Origin of the sequence: Duganella sp. BJB1802, from assembly GCF_013369445.1 — a bacterium.
GTDB lineage: Bacteria > Pseudomonadota > Gammaproteobacteria > Burkholderiales > Burkholderiaceae_D > Rugamonas > Rugamonas vulcania_A.
Window position 1 is genome coordinate 35,087 of the sequence record NZ_JABWEF010000031.1, and the last position, 12,965, is coordinate 48,051.

Annotated in this window: 12 protein-coding genes and 1 pseudogene; 1 reads left to right on the forward strand and 12 read right to left on the reverse strand. The window is 71.3% G+C overall.

Going from position 1 to position 12,965, the window contains the following annotated elements:
- Position 1: 1 nt before the first annotated feature.
- The 5 genes from HUX88_RS30780 to HUX88_RS30795 all read right to left on the reverse strand — a co-directional run bounded on the left by HUX88_RS30780 (position 2) and on the right by HUX88_RS30795 (position 7,676).
- Positions 2-940 carry a diguanylate cyclase domain-containing protein gene (locus HUX88_RS30780; RefSeq protein WP_117010227.1) on the reverse strand — a complete coding sequence of 313 codons (939 nt, stop codon included), beginning with the start codon at positions 938-940 and terminating at the stop codon, positions 2-4.
- Positions 937-2,532: a response regulator gene (locus tag HUX88_RS32860; RefSeq protein ID WP_229219623.1), complete on the reverse strand. Its 1,596-nt coding sequence runs from the start codon at positions 2,530-2,532 to the stop codon at positions 937-939. The genes HUX88_RS30780 and HUX88_RS32860 overlap by 4 nt, the downstream gene beginning before the upstream one ends.
- Positions 2,459-5,563 carry a PAS domain-containing protein gene (locus tag HUX88_RS32865; RefSeq protein ID WP_373886861.1) on the reverse strand — a complete coding sequence of 1,035 codons (3,105 nt, stop codon included), beginning with the start codon at positions 5,561-5,563 and terminating at the stop codon, positions 2,459-2,461. The genes HUX88_RS32860 and HUX88_RS32865 overlap by 74 nt, the downstream gene beginning before the upstream one ends.
- Positions 5,564-5,650: 87 nt before the next feature.
- Positions 5,651-6,718, reverse strand: coding sequence for a phosphotransferase (locus HUX88_RS30790; RefSeq protein WP_117010229.1), 1,068 nt, complete (start codon positions 6,716-6,718; stop codon positions 5,651-5,653).
- 67 nt (positions 6,719-6,785) lie between these two features.
- Entirely contained in the window at positions 6,786-7,676 is an 891-nt protein-coding gene (locus HUX88_RS30795; protein WP_176364232.1) for a LysR substrate-binding domain-containing protein, read from the reverse strand.
- Between the two features lie 81 nt (positions 7,677-7,757).
- Between HUX88_RS30795 and HUX88_RS30800 the strand changes: the two genes are divergently transcribed.
- The gene (locus HUX88_RS30800) at positions 7,758-8,363 is read left to right on the forward strand and encodes a LysE family translocator (RefSeq protein WP_176364233.1); all 606 of its coding nucleotides are present in this window, start codon (positions 7,758-7,760) and stop codon (positions 8,361-8,363) included.
- A 14-nt stretch (positions 8,364-8,377) separates the two neighbouring features.
- On the opposite strand, the gene HUX88_RS30805 is transcribed toward HUX88_RS30800, so the two are convergent.
- From HUX88_RS30805 to HUX88_RS30835, 7 genes and pseudogenes are all read right to left on the reverse strand, one after another.
- Positions 8,378-8,932 carry a prepilin-type N-terminal cleavage/methylation domain-containing protein gene (locus tag HUX88_RS30805; protein ID WP_117010232.1) on the reverse strand — a complete coding sequence of 185 codons (555 nt, stop codon included), beginning with the start codon at positions 8,930-8,932 and terminating at the stop codon, positions 8,378-8,380.
- An 83-nt stretch (positions 8,933-9,015) separates the two neighbouring features.
- Positions 9,016-9,747, reverse strand: coding sequence for a hypothetical protein (locus HUX88_RS30810; RefSeq protein WP_176364234.1), 732 nt, complete (start codon positions 9,745-9,747; stop codon positions 9,016-9,018).
- A 67-nt stretch (positions 9,748-9,814) separates the two neighbouring features.
- Positions 9,815-10,579 (reverse strand): ABC transporter permease, encoded by a 765-nt coding sequence (locus HUX88_RS30815; RefSeq protein WP_176364235.1) that lies wholly within the window; start codon positions 10,577-10,579, stop codon positions 9,815-9,817.
- Complete coding sequence (locus HUX88_RS30820) at positions 10,576-11,280, reverse strand: type II secretion system protein (RefSeq protein WP_117010235.1); 705 nt, start codon at positions 11,278-11,280, stop codon at positions 10,576-10,578. Before HUX88_RS30820 ends, HUX88_RS30815 begins: the two co-directional genes overlap by 4 nt.
- 32 nt (positions 11,281-11,312) lie before the next feature.
- On the reverse strand, positions 11,313-11,642 hold the full coding sequence (locus HUX88_RS30825; protein ID WP_176364209.1) for a hypothetical protein: 330 nt from the start codon (positions 11,640-11,642) through the stop codon (positions 11,313-11,315).
- 134 nt (positions 11,643-11,776) lie between these two features.
- Positions 11,777-12,025 (reverse strand): annotated as a pseudogene (locus tag HUX88_RS30830) (sodium:dicarboxylate symporter); the annotation flags it as partial.
- 27 nt (positions 12,026-12,052) lie between these two features.
- The coding region (locus tag HUX88_RS30835; RefSeq protein WP_308937161.1) for a transporter substrate-binding domain-containing protein at positions 12,053-12,965 on the reverse strand (913 nt) is incomplete at its 5' end.

Below are 12,965 nucleotides of genomic sequence, written 5' to 3' on the forward strand. Positions count from 1 at the left end.
GTCAGGCGGCGCCGCCGCCGATCTCGGCCTTGCAGTAACGGTTGCGGCCGTCCTGCTTGGCGCGGTACAGCTGGCTGTCGGCCATGCGGACCAGGGCGTTGCTGTCGACGCTGTCGAGCGGCGGCAGCGCCGTGCACACGCCCAGGCTGACCGTCACATACGGCACGGTCGGCGCGGCCGCGTGCGGGATGGCCAGGCCGCGCACCTCCTCGAGGATGCGGCGCGCCACCACCTCGGCGCCCAGCGCCGGCTCCTGCGGCAGCAGCAGGATGAATTCCTCGCCGCCGTAGCGGGCCAGCAGGTCCTGCGGCCGCGAGGCGCAGCGCGCCATCGCCAGGCTCACCTGCTGCAGGCACAGGTCGCCGGCCTGGTGGCCGTAGTGATCGTTGTAGAGCTTGAAGTGGTCGACGTCGATCATGATCACCGACAGCGGCAGGCCGGCGCGCGCGCAGCGCCGCCATTCGGCGTCGAGGGTGTCGTTGAAGCTGCGGCGGTTGGCCACGCCGGTCAGGCCGTCGGTCATGCTCAGTTCGCGCATGGCGTCGGCCTGGCGCTTGATGGTCAGCTGGCTGCGCACGCGCGCGCGCACCACGGCCACGTTGAACGGCTTGCTGATGAAGTCGACCGCGCCGGCCTCCAGCGCGCGGGTCTCGTCCTCCGGCTGGTTGAGCGCGGTGACGAAGATGACCGGGATGTCCTGCAGCCGGGGCGAGTTGCGCAGCGCGGCGCATACGGCGTAGCCGTCCATGCCGGGCATGACGGCGTCCAGCAGGATCAGGTCCGGCTGCTGTTCCAGCGCCAGCTCCAGCGCCTTTTCTCCGTCCAGCGCGAACAGCACCTCGTGCTCGTCGCGCAGCGCGTGGTGCAGGATCTGGATGTTCTCCATGGCGTCGTCGACCACGAGTATCCGTCCGTTCCTGGCCAGGTCGGTCCAAGTCATGCACTATCCTTTCGATGCAACATATCCGCCACGATGGCTTGCGCGGCGGTGAAATCGAGCGTCTCGACCGCCTCCGCCAGCGCGCTCCATCCGTTCGCGTCCGTGAGCGCCGGGCGCAGCTGGCGCAGCACGTCCAAGGCTTTCAAGTTGTTATTCTGAAGCAAACTATGTAACTCCGCCAGCTTTTGCGGCAAGTCGTGCGCGATCGGCTTGCCTTGGGGAAGCGAGTCTGTCGAGACTGACAACTGGCGGGCGTCGGCGGCCAGGCCTTGCAGGGCCTGGTCCAGCACGGTCAGCGCGGCATCCAGCGCGGCCGGGTCGGGGTGGTCGCGGTGCAGGATGGCTTCGGCTTCGGCGGTCAGGCCGGCCACCTGCGTCGCGCCCAGGTTGGCGGCCACGCCGCGCAGGCGGTGCAGGCTTTGCGCGGCCTGCTGGCGGTGGCCGGCCGCCAGCTGCGCCCGGACCTCGGTCACGGTGGCGCCCTGCGTTTGTTCGAAGCGCTTGAACAGCGCCACCAGCGCGTCGCTGTTGCCGCCCAGCCGGGCCAGCGCGGCCTTCGTGTCGACGCCGGGCAGCGCGAGCAGGCCGGCCGGCGCGAGTGCGGGGCCGGCGGCCGGCATGGCGCCAGGCACCACGCCCGGCGCGCCGGTTGGCATCGCCCCGGGCGGGGCGGATGGCCGGGGGGCATCCTGCGCCGCAGCTGGCGCGGCGAGCGGCATCGCGGCGAAAGTGGACGGGGCGGGCGCCGCCGGACGCGGCACCAGCCGGGTCAGCACGGCGATCATTTCCGCGACGTCGATCGGCTTGGCCACGTGGGCGTCCATGCCGGCCTGGTCGGCGCGGCGGCGGTCGTCCTCCATCACGTTGGCGGTCATGGCGACGATGGGCAGGCGCGCCAGCGGGCCCCCGGCGGCGCGGATCGCGGCCGTGGCGTCGTAGCCGTTGAGCACCGGCATCTGCACATCCATCAGCACCAGGTCGCAGCGTTGCGGGTCGGCGCGCAACAGGTCGACCGCCAGCTGGCCGTTGGCCACCGTCTCGACCGCGGCGCCGGCGTGCAGCAGCATCAGTTGCGCGACCTCCTGGTTGATCTCGTTGTCCTCGACCAGCAGGATGCGCAGGCCGTTCAACTGTCCGTCCAGCGGGCCGTGCGGGGCGGACGGCGCCGCGCCGGGGGCGCCGCTGAACAGGGCGGCCACCCGTTCCAGCAGGCGCGCCGGCAGGACCGGCTTGGACAGCACGCCGGCCACGCCCAGGCCCTCGGCCAGCCCGGCCTGGCCGGCGGCAACAGGTTCGGGCGCCATCAGCAGCACCGGCGGCAGCGCCATGCCGGCGCGCAGCCGGGCCAGCACGGTGGCGGCGTCGCCGTCCGGCATGTGGTAATCGAGCAACAGCAGGTCGTAGGGCCGGTGCCGGCGCTCGCGCAGCATGGCCAGCGCGGCGTCGGCGCCGGCGGCGCAGCTGGCGGCCCAGCCCAGGTCGTGATGCGAGTTGCAGACATTTCTGCGCGGCGCGGCGTTATTGCCGACGATGAGCAGCGCCAGGCCGGCCGCGGCGGGCGGCGGCACCGGCGCGCCAGCGGCGCGCCGCATTCGAACGGGCAGCTGAACAGGAACTCCGAGCCGCCGCCCGGCTCGCTGCTGACGCCAGATGGCGCCGCCCATCATGTCGGCCAGCTGGCGGCAGATCGCCAACCCTGCGCCGGCGCCGCCGAATCCGCATGGTGGCTGCCGCCGCCGTCGGCCTGCGAGAAGGCGTCGAAGATGCGGGCCTGCTGCGCGGCCGGGATGCCGACGCCGGTGTCGCGCACGCGGAACTCCAGCAGGATGGCGCCGGCTTGGCCAGGTCGGCGCCGGCCGCCGCCCGCCCCTGCAGCACCACCTCGCCGCGCTCGGTGAACTTGACGGCGTTGCCGACCAGGTTGAGCAGCACCTGCTCGAGCCGCATCGGATCGCCCGCCAGCTCGGCCGGCAGGCGCGGGTCGATGTCGTAGACCAGCTCGATGCCCTTGTCGCCGGCGGCGCCGCTCACCAGCAGGCCGACGCTGTCGAGGATGCGCTCCAGGCTGAAGCCGGCATGGTCGAGCACCAGCTGGCCGGCGTCGATGCGCGAGTAGTCCAGCACGTCGTTGACCAGGCCCAGCAGCGACTGCGTGGCCAGCTGGATCTTGTCCAGCTGCTCGCGCTCGCGCGGCGCCAGCGCGGCCTGCTCCAGCAGGCGGGCCAAGCCGATGATGGCGTTCATCGGGGTGCGGATCTCGTGGCTCATATTGGCCAGGAACTCGCTCTTGGCCCGGCTGGCGGCCTCGGCGCGGTCGCGCGCCAGCACCAGTTCCTCGTTGACCTCCTGCAGGTGCAGCTCGGCCTCCTTGAGCTCGGTGACGTCGGACACCAGCACGAAGAAGCCGCGCACGGCGCCGCGCTCGTCGATGTCCGGGATGTAGTTGACCCACGTGTGGCTGAGCTCGCCCGACGGCCAGCGCAGCCGGTCGGCGAACGCCTGCGGCTGGCCGGCCAGCGCGCCCTGCACGTAGGGCGCGCAGACCGCGTACTGGGCCTCGCCCATCACCTCGGGCATCAGCGCGTCGAGCATCTGCGCGCTGTCGCGGCCGTGCCAGTCGAGGAAGTAGCGGTTGGCGAAGCGGCAGCGCTGGCCGGCGTCCCAGTAGGCCACCATGCCGGGCAGGTTGTCGGCCACGGTGCGTACGAAATGCTCGCTCTGCGCCAGCTTGGCCACGGTGGCGCGCAGCGCCTCCTTGGCCTCCTTGCGCTCGGTGATGTCGATCGAGATGCCCAGCACGTGGGTGGGGGCGCCGTGCTCGTCGCGCAGCGCCACCTTGCGGGTGGTCATGTAGCGGGTGCGGCCGCCGGCGCCGGTGACCGGCTCCTCGGCGATCTCGGCCACCTCGCCGGGCGGCGCGGCCAGCACCCGGCGGTCGGCCTCGGCGAAGCTGTCGGCCTGCGCGGCCGGCACGAAGTCGTAGTCGCACTTGCCGATGAACTCCTCGCCGCCGGCGCGCCCGAACAGCTGGGCGCCGTAGCGGTTGAACATGTCGTAGCGCAGGTCGGCGGCGCGCTTGAGGAAGATCATCGCCGGCATGTTCTCCAGCACCGAACCCATCAGTTGGCGCGAGCGCCGCAGCTCCGCCTCCGTCCGCTTCAGCTCGCTGACGTCCATCAGCAGCGCGGTGATGCCGGCGATGCGGCCGTCGGTGCCGAACTGCGGGTAGTAGCTCAGCACCCAATGGCACAGCTGGTTCGGCGAGGCGGCCGGGTGGCCGGAGCGCTGCAGGCCGGTCAGCGGGCGGCCGCTGTCGAGCACGGTGCGGTAGTCGGCCAGCACGCCGCGCCGCACGGCTGCGTCCGGGATCATCTCGCCGACGTGGCGGCCCAGGTGGGCGCTGACCGGCTGGTCGTTGAGGGCGGCCAGGTAGTCGTTCAGGCGCACGAAGCGCAGCTGGCTGTCGACGTAGCTCAGGCCGACCGGCGCGGTGGCGTACAGGGTTTCAAGCTGGGCCCGGCTTTTTTCCAGCTGGGCGGTGCGCTCGGCCACCAGTTGTTCGAGCTGGGCCTGGTTGCGGCGCAGGTCGAGCTCGAGCGCGCGGAAGGCCTGGCCGACCTCGCCGGCCTCGCGGAAGGTGGCCGCGCCCAGCGTGAAGGGGCTGCCGCCGGCCAGCGCCTGGGCCGGGCCGACCAGCGCGCGCACCGAGCCGGCGATGCGGCCGCCGACCCACCAGGCCAGCGAGAAGCCGGCCAGCAGCAGCGCCGCCATGGCCAGCGAGATGGTGGTGACGGCGTTCAGCAGTTCGTGCAGCGCCTGGTCCTGCGGGGTGGCGATGGCGACGATGGCGCGGCTGACCGGCGAGCGGCTGAAGCCGAGGTAGATCGGCGTGCCGTCGGCCGCCGCCGTGGCCAGCAGGGCGTTGCCGTTGGCCTGCAGCCGGGCCCGCAGCGCGGCCTCGGCCGGCGCGCCCAGCAACTGGTGCGGGGCGCCGGCCTGGGTCACGATCACGCCCTCGCTGTCGAACAGCGACATGGCCTGGTGGCGGCCGATGTTTTCGTCGCGCAGGATGTAGGCCAGGCGTTCCGGCTTGAGCAGCGCGGTCAGCGCGTAGGCCAGGCGGCGCTCGACCCGCACCGGGACGTCGATCGCCAGCTGGGCGTTGGCGCCGCTGCCCACCAGCGACAGCTGCACGCGGTCGTGCGCGTACAGCGGCGCCAGGCGGCGGCGGTTGTCGGCGGCGGACAGCGCGGCCGGCAGCGGCGCGCCGACCTGCAGCGCGACCCTGCCGGAGGCGTCGCTGAGCAGGAACTGGGCGGCCGGGAATTGCGGACCGAGCAGGGCTGCGGCCTGGCTGCGCAATGCACCCAGGTCGCCGCTTTGCAGGCTGGGCGAGCCGGCCAGCGCGCGCGCCGCGCTCTCGCCCTGCAGCAGGTCGCGGTCGATGGCGGCGGCCACCAGGCGGGCCGCCTGGCCGGTGTCCTCCATCAGCGTGTCGCGCTCGCGCTGGTAGAACTGGGCCACCACGGCGCCGAAGCCGATCACCGTCGGCAGCGCGCACGCCAGCACCAGCAGCGCGATCTGCGAGCGGATGGATGGCAGGCGGCGTGACGGTGCTGGCACGTGGTGGGCCTCGGCGGTGATGCGGGTTCAGGCAGGCAGCACGATAGTAGCCGAGACTGGCCGTTTCAGAAAGCGATTTTGTCCATGTCAGAGCGGCTTGCCCAGGGCGTAGCTCCAGGCCAGCTCGGCCATCGGCCTGGCCATGCGGCCCGATTCCAGCGCCTGCGCGCTGGCCGCCGTGCCGTCCACGTGGCGCTTCATGATGCCTTGCATGATGCTGGCCAGGCGGAACATGTTGAAGGCCAGGTAGAAGTTGAAGTCCTCCAGCCGGATGGTCTTGCCGGTGCGCTCGGCGTAGCGGGCGATGTACTCCTGCTGCGACGGAATGCCCAGCGCCGCCAGGTCCAGCCCGGCGATGCCGCGGAACCGGCCGGGCTCGATGTGCCAGCTCATGCAGTGGTAGGAGAAGTCGGCGAACGGGTGGCCCAGCGTCGACAGCTCCCAGTCCAGCACGGCCAGGATGCGCGGCTCGGTCGGGTGGAACAGCAGGTTGTCGAGGCGGAAGTCGCCGTGCACGATGGAGGTGTCTTCGCCCGGCGGGATGTGGGCCGGCAGCCACGCGATCAGCTGGTCCATCGCCTCGATGGACTCGGTCTGCGAGGCCAGGTATTGCTTGCTCCAGCGCTCGATCTGGCGCGCGAAGTAGTTGCCCGGCTTGCCGTAGTCGGCCAGGCCGATGGCCGCGTAGTCCACCGTGTGCAGCTGGGCGATGACGCGGTTCATCTCGTCGTAGATGGCGGCGCGCTCGGCCGGCGTCATGCCGGGCAGGGCCTGGTCCCACAGCACCCGGCCCTCGACGAATTCCATCACGTAGAAGGCGCGGCCGATCACCGACTCGTCGGTGCACAGCGCGTACTGGCGCGCGGCCGGGAAGCCGTTCTTGCTGAGGGCGTCCATCACGCGGTACTCGCGCTCGATCGCGTGCGCGGACGGCAGCAGCTTGGCGGCCGGCGCCGGCTTGGTGCGCAGCACGTAGTGCCGGCCGCCGATGCTGAGCTTGTAAGTCGGGTTGGACTGGCCGCCCTTGAACTGCTCCACGCCCAACGTGCCTTCCGGATAGCCGGCCACGTGCTGGCGCAGATAGGCGTCCAGTGCCGCCACGTCGAACTGGTGGCGCGCCGACACCGCCTTGGTGCCAATGAATTCTTCGAACATGCTGTCTCCCGCTGTTGTGAGTAGCAGCTATTCTAGTCCAATAAAAGTACGTGCGTGCTTTTTATTTTCAACTGTCGGCGGCGGCGCCACGCAGCCAGTCCAGCACCGCCTGCTGGGGCGAGGCCTCCGCCAGCGGCGCGGCCGACAGCAGGTAGTAGCTGGTGCCGTCCGCGACGAAGCCGAGCGGCGCCGCCAGCAGGCCGGATGCCAGGTCGTCGCACACGAGGTGGCGCGGGCCGATGGCCACGCCCAGTCCGGCCACGGCCGCCTGCAGGCTGAAGTAGAAATGTTCGAAGGACTGGCCGGCGCCGCCTTGCCTGTGCCGGATGCCGGCGGCGCGGGCCCAGTCGCGCCAGGCGTCGGGACGGCTGCGCGCGTGCAGGCGCGGGGCGTCGGGGCGCAGCGTGGGCGCGAACCACTGCGCCGCCTTGTCCGGCCGGCAGACGGGGCCGACCTGTTCGGCGAACAGGGCGTGCGCGTGGAAGTGTTCCGGCCAGCCGAAGTCGCCGCGCCGGATGGCCAGGTCGATGCCGCCGTCGAAGGCGAACGGGCCACCGCCGGCCACCAGCAGGAAGTCGGCGTCGGGATGGGCGGCCTGGAACGCCGGCCAGCGCGGGATCAGCCAGCGCATCAGCAGCGTCGGTTCGCACGACAGCACCAGTTGCCGCCTGGGGCCGGCGCCGGCGCGCAGTTCGCCGACCGCCTGCTCGATCACGCCGAAGCCCGATTGCACCGCGCGCGCCAGCAGCCGGCCGGCGTCGGTGAGGAAGACCCGGCGGCTGCGCCGTTCGAACAGCGGCACGCCCAGGTCGTCCTCCAGCGCGCGCACGGCGCGGCTGATGGCGCCGTGGGTCAGGTGCAGGGCCTCGGCGGCACGGCCGAAATGCTCCAGCCGGGCGGCCGCCTCGAAGCAGCGCAACGCCGTCAGCGATGGCATTCTGTGAGCTGGAGTCACCATGATGGTCAGAATTGATCGTTATGTTGAGGCGATTGTAGCCTTTAGCATGGCCGCTGGTTCAATTCAATGAAGGGATGCGGTATGACCGAAATGATAGTTGTAATCACCATTACGCTGCTCGCGGTGATCAGCCCCGGGCCGGATTTCGCCATGGTCTCGCGCAACAGCCTGATGCTGTCGCGGCGCGCCGGCGTGCTGACCGCCGTCGGCATCGGGCTGGGCGTGGTGATCCATGTGGGCTACACGCTGCTGGGCCTGGGCCTGCTGATCCGCAATTCGCTGTGGCTGTTCAACGCGATCAAGCTGGCCGGCGCGGCCTACCTGGTCTGGCTGGGCCTGCGGATGCTGCGCGCGCGGCCCGGCGCGGCGGGCCAGGGGACGACGCCGGTGGCGTTGTCCGACCTGGCGGCGCTGCGCACCGGTTTCCTGACCAACCTGCTCAATCCCAAGACCACGGTGTTCATCGTCAGCCTGTTCATGCAGGCGGTGCGGCCGGAGACGCCGTTCGCCGTCCAGCTGGCCTATGGGGCCTATATCGTGGCGGCGCACGTGGTCTGGTTCTGCCTGGTGGCGCTGTGCTTTTCGGCCGGGACGGTGCGCGCCCGCCTGTTGCGGGCGCGGCACTGGATAGACCGCGTGTTCGGCGGCCTGCTGGTGGGGCTGGGCGCGCTGCTGGCCGCGCGCTGAGGCGCGGCGCGCGGTCAGAAGAACAGCGCGGTGCGCTGGATGACCGTGCCGTTGTTGGTGTAGGCGGCGGTGGCGCGCACCGAGCCGGTGTTGTATTTGCCATCGTCGAGCTTGCTGTCGACCTGTTCGGCGAACGAGTCCGGCAGGTTGTCGAGGCGGATGCCGTTGCCGCCGCGCCCGCCCACCACGTCGTTGTAGATGTAGACCGCGCCGCCCTGCGCGCTGGTCATGAAGTCGGTGGTGCCGTTGAACGAGCCGGTGATGAAGCCGGCCAGCGCCAGGTGCTGCGGCGCCAGCTGGTATTCGGTGATCTGGCCGTCGCCGTTGCCGTTGCCGGTGGCGCCGGGCGCGTGCGTGGTGGCCTGCGGATCGTCGCCGGGCAGGGCGTGGAACTTGTCCTGGTAGGAGTTGACCGCCGCCGACAGGGAGTTCGATTGCTGGATGATGTTCTTGACCTTGGCGCTGTCGATCAGCCCTTGTCCCTTCAGCACGCCGCCCAGCAGCAGGCCGATGATGACCAGGACAATCGCAATCTCAACCAGGGTGAAGCCGCGTTGGGCTCGCTGCATGGGGCATCCTTTCGTAACGGTGTCGGTGGCGCAAAGACTTCGCGCTCGGTAACCATCATGATAGACGGAAAGTGCCGTCCCGCCTAGCGTGGTTGATGAGCTGGCTGACGGGCCGGCGGCGGCAGGTTTTGCAGCCGCCGCTCCAGGAAGCGCAGTTCGTTGGCGTCGGTGATCTGGCCGCTCGACAGCAATGCGCCGATCAGCGCCCGCGTGGCCTCGGCCTGGTCCATGTCCTCCAGCACGAACAGCTCCAGTTCGCGCGCCCAGGCCGGCACCTGCGGGCCGGTGGCGTGCAGCCGGATCGCCTGCGCGTAGCGGCGCGCCAGCGGCAGGTCGTGCAGCCGGTGCTGTGCCACCACGGCCGCGTGCGCCAGCCATGGCCAGCGCCGGTCCGGGTCCTCGCCGAAGCGCTCGTAGACCAGCTCGAGCATCTGCCGCACCCGCGCCGGATCGCCGACCGCGCCGTACACCTCGCTGGCGGCCAGCAGCGGATACTGGCTGCGCGGATCGAGCTCCAGCACGCGCTCCAGCCACTGGCGGATGCGGCCGTAGTCGAGGTCGCGCCAGGCGATGGCGACGCCGGCCTGGTCGTCGTGGCCCTGCACGTACAGCATCAGCAGCCGCGCCAGCGCCAGCGGATCGCCCAAGCTGGTCAACCGCAGCGTGGCCGGCGACGGCGCCGGCGGCAGCGCCTCGGCCCGCGCGCGCGGCGGCGGCCGGCCGGCCTGCCAGCCCAGCTGCAGGGCCAGCGCCGCCGCCAGCAGCAGGCGCACGGCCAGCGGCACCGACGACAGCGGACGGGCCGGTGTGTTCATGGATAGTCCCGATGCAGGCCGAACGGCGCCGCCGGCGGCACCGATGATGGCGGGCGGGCCGGCGTGTTCACAGGTTCTTCCGGTACAGGTCGAACAGCGCGGCGGCCGTCAGCAGGCCGACCGCCAGCGCGGTCTGCGCCGCCACATTGGCCAGGTCGGCCAGGCCGCCGGTGTGGTACAGCAGCCATTCGGTGCGGGTGAAGCCGTCCAGGTGCGGCAGCAGCAGCGCCAGCGCGTCGATGCCGCGCGTCAGCCAGCGCTGGCCGGCGTCGGCCTGGGCGGCGCCGGCATGGCCCAGCAGTTGCAGCGTGCCCAGCACGCGCGCCAGCAGGTAGAAGGCGCCGGCCGCCGTCAGCGCCGGCAGGGTCTGGCTCAAGGTCAGCGAGCACAGCAGGCTGAAGGCGGCCACGATCCACAGCTCGCCCAGCAGCGAGGCGGCCCACAGCGCCGCCTGGTCGAATGGCGCGAAGGCCAGCGCCACCGCGCCGAACAGCAGCGCCGGCAGCAGCGCCAGCGCGGCGAAGCCGGCCAGCTTGCCGAGCACGTACACGGCGCGCGGCAGGGCCAGCGCCAGCAACAGCTCGGCGCCCTTGTCGGCCGCCTCGCGCGCCATGCTGCTGACCACGAAGGTGGCGACCAGGAACACCGCCGCCAGCCGCAGCACGGCCGCCAGCAGCGCCGCCTGCAACTGGCGGCTCTCGGTCAGCGCCAGCTGGCCGAGGAAGCCGCCGGCGCACACGGCCGCCGCCAGCACCAGCAACAGCAACCACAGCAGGCGGTTGCGCAGCGCCTCCAGCAGCGTGTAGCGGGCGATGACCAGCGCGGCCGTCATGGCAGCTTCTGCGCCGCGACCATGCGGTTGTACAGGATGTTGGGCGAGAGCCAGACCACGATGTCGTCGAACGCGCCGCCCGGTGCGGCGGCGGTGTCGGTGGCGTCGCGGCTGACGAACTGGGTGTCGGAGCCGGCGTTGATCTGCTCGTCGCTGTTGCCGGTGGCCGCGTTGGCGATCAGCCCGCCCAGCTCGTTGCTGGCGCCGTAGCCGTTCTTGCCGTGCGAGATGATCACCGCCGGGATGTCGTTGACGCCGGTGGCCGCCACCAGCTGGCCGGAGGCGTCGCGGGTGGCGACGGTGATGTCGCGCGGCGTGTGCAGGTTGAACAGCAGGCCGCTGTTGCTGAAGGCCGACGTGACGCTGTAGCGGAACAGATGATTCCACCCGTCGAGCTTGCCCAGGCCCAACGTGGCCCAGGGCAGATAGCCGCTGCGGCGGTCGCCGGCGCAGTGGTTGCCGTCGCGCGCCTCCAGGCCGTTGCTGGCCGAGATCGCCGGGCAGGGCAGGTAGCCGTTGCGGATCGCGAAGCCGATCAGCGCCTCGCGCGCGTCTTCCATCGATTTCTGGGTTTCCGCGATCTTGCGTTGCTCCAGCTGCATGCTCAACGGCGTGAGCAGGCCGCCTATCATCAGGCCGACGATGACCAGCACGATCGCGATTTCGACCAGCGTGAAGCCGGATTGTCTGTGTTTCTTCATGGCGTAGGGACCGATGGATGAGGGGGCGCCGGCTAGCGGCCGATTTCCTGCACGCTGCCGCTGTCGGGGTCGAAGCTCTGGCCGGGTTTCATGATCAGGCGGCGGCCGGACGACAGCCGCAGCGACACCGCCGTCCCCGGCCCGGCCTTGACGCCGCCGGTCTGCGGCACCTGGTTGAGCCAGACGGTGGTGCGCCCGCTGCTGCCGCGCAGCACGCCGCTCAGCTGGACGGCGGACGAGGCCGGTGGCGCGGGCGCGTCGGCGGCGCCGGCGGGCGGCGCCTCCGGTGGCGGCGTGGCGCCGGACGCGGCGTTGGCCACGATGTTCTGTACCGGGTCCGCCGCGCCGGGCATGGCGGGCACGGCGGCGGGGGGGGGCGCCCGCGCGGGGGGGGGGGGGCCCCCCGGGCGGGGGGGGGGGGGGGGGGCTGGGGGCCGCCCGGCCGCACCAGCAGCGACGACAGCGTCGCCGTCACCGCCACCACCATCGAGAAGGTGATGAATACCACCACCACCCGCTTGAAGATGCGCGCCGCGCCGCCGTCGCGGTACAGGTTCTGCAGGCTGAAAATGACGGCCGAGATCATGAACGGCAGCACGATCATCTTCAGCAGGTCGACATACACCACGCCCACCACGCCCAGGTAGCGCGACAGCGACGGCGTCGCCCAGCCCAGCGTTCCGCCGGCCAGCACGCAGCCGACCACGGTCCAGGGGTTCAGGGCCCATTGCTGGAAGCGTTGCATGCTGATGGGAGCGTCCACGTGGTTTCCTTATTTGAGGGCTCGGAGCACACTGTCGGCCGTGGGCTGCACGGGCCGCTGCGCGATCAACTCGTTGACGAAGGACAGCAGCGTCAGGTCGCGGATGCCGACGATGACGCTGAGCGGCGCCTCCAGGTCGCTGAAGGTGACGGTGCGCAGGGTCAGCGCCAGGCCCGGCTCCTCGCGCATCAGTTGCACCACTTCCATCTCGTCGCGGTAGGTCGCCGTCACCTCGCCTTTCTTGGTCGCCTCGATCAGGTCGGGCCAGGTGGGATACTTGACCAGCTTGGCCTTGGGGAAGTTGCGGCGGCCGAACTCCTCCCACGACGAGCCGGCCAGCACGCCCAGCGTGCCGGTGTAGTCGCGCACCACCTGCGGCAAGGTGCGGTCGCCGGCCAGCTGGGCGAAGCGCATGCGGTTGATCAGCATCGCGTGGCCCAGCTTGATGTAGGAGATGGAGAAATGCACCATCTGCGCCCGCTTGAGCGTACGGCCCAGCCGGCTGACGGCCACGTCGGCCTTGCCCACCGCCACCGCCTCGACCACGCTGTCGAAGGTCTTGTAGCTGCGGTCGAAACGCACCGATACGCCGAGTTCGGAGGCGATCGACTTCGCCAGGTCGATGTCGGTGCCGACCAGTTCGCCGTTCTTGACGGAGAAGAACGGCGGGTTGTCGGTGCTCAGCATGGCGACCAGCAATTCGCCGTGGTTGACGATGCGGGCGATGTCGGGCGCCAGCATGCGGCCGTCGGCGACCTTGACCAGCGGCGAGCGGTCCGGCTCGGGCGCGGCCGCCGCCGCAACGGCGCCTGCCGCGGCGGGACGCGCCTTCTGCGCGCCCTGCGCCCACACGGCGCCGCACAGGCCCAGCGCGGCCAGCGCCAGCGCCAAGCCGCGCAGGCGCTTCATCGGGCTGCAATGC

Coding starts and splice junctions, on each gene's coding strand:
- HUX88_RS30780 (WP_117010227.1), bottom strand. CDS start 940: ATGACTTGGACCGACCTGGCCAGGAACGGACGGATACTCGTGGTCGAC.
- HUX88_RS32860 (WP_229219623.1), bottom strand. CDS start 2,532: ATGCGGCGCGCCGCTGGCGCGCCGGTGCCGCCGCCCGCCGCGGCCGGC.
- HUX88_RS30790 (WP_117010229.1), bottom strand. CDS start 6,718: ATGTTCGAAGAATTCATTGGCACCAAGGCGGTGTCGGCGCGCCACCAG.
- HUX88_RS30795 (WP_176364232.1), bottom strand. CDS start 7,676: ATGGTGACTCCAGCTCACAGAATGCCATCGCTGACGGCGTTGCGCTGC.
- HUX88_RS30800 (WP_176364233.1), top strand. CDS start 7,758: ATGACCGAAATGATAGTTGTAATCACCATTACGCTGCTCGCGGTGATC.
- HUX88_RS30805 (WP_117010232.1), bottom strand. CDS start 8,932: ATGCAGCGAGCCCAACGCGGCTTCACCCTGGTTGAGATTGCGATTGTC.
- HUX88_RS30810 (WP_176364234.1), bottom strand. CDS start 9,747: ATGAACACACCGGCCCGTCCGCTGTCGTCGGTGCCGCTGGCCGTGCGC.
- HUX88_RS30815 (WP_176364235.1), bottom strand. CDS start 10,579: ATGACGGCCGCGCTGGTCATCGCCCGCTACACGCTGCTGGAGGCGCTG.
- HUX88_RS30820 (WP_117010235.1), bottom strand. CDS start 11,280: ATGAAGAAACACAGACAATCCGGCTTCACGCTGGTCGAAATCGCGATC.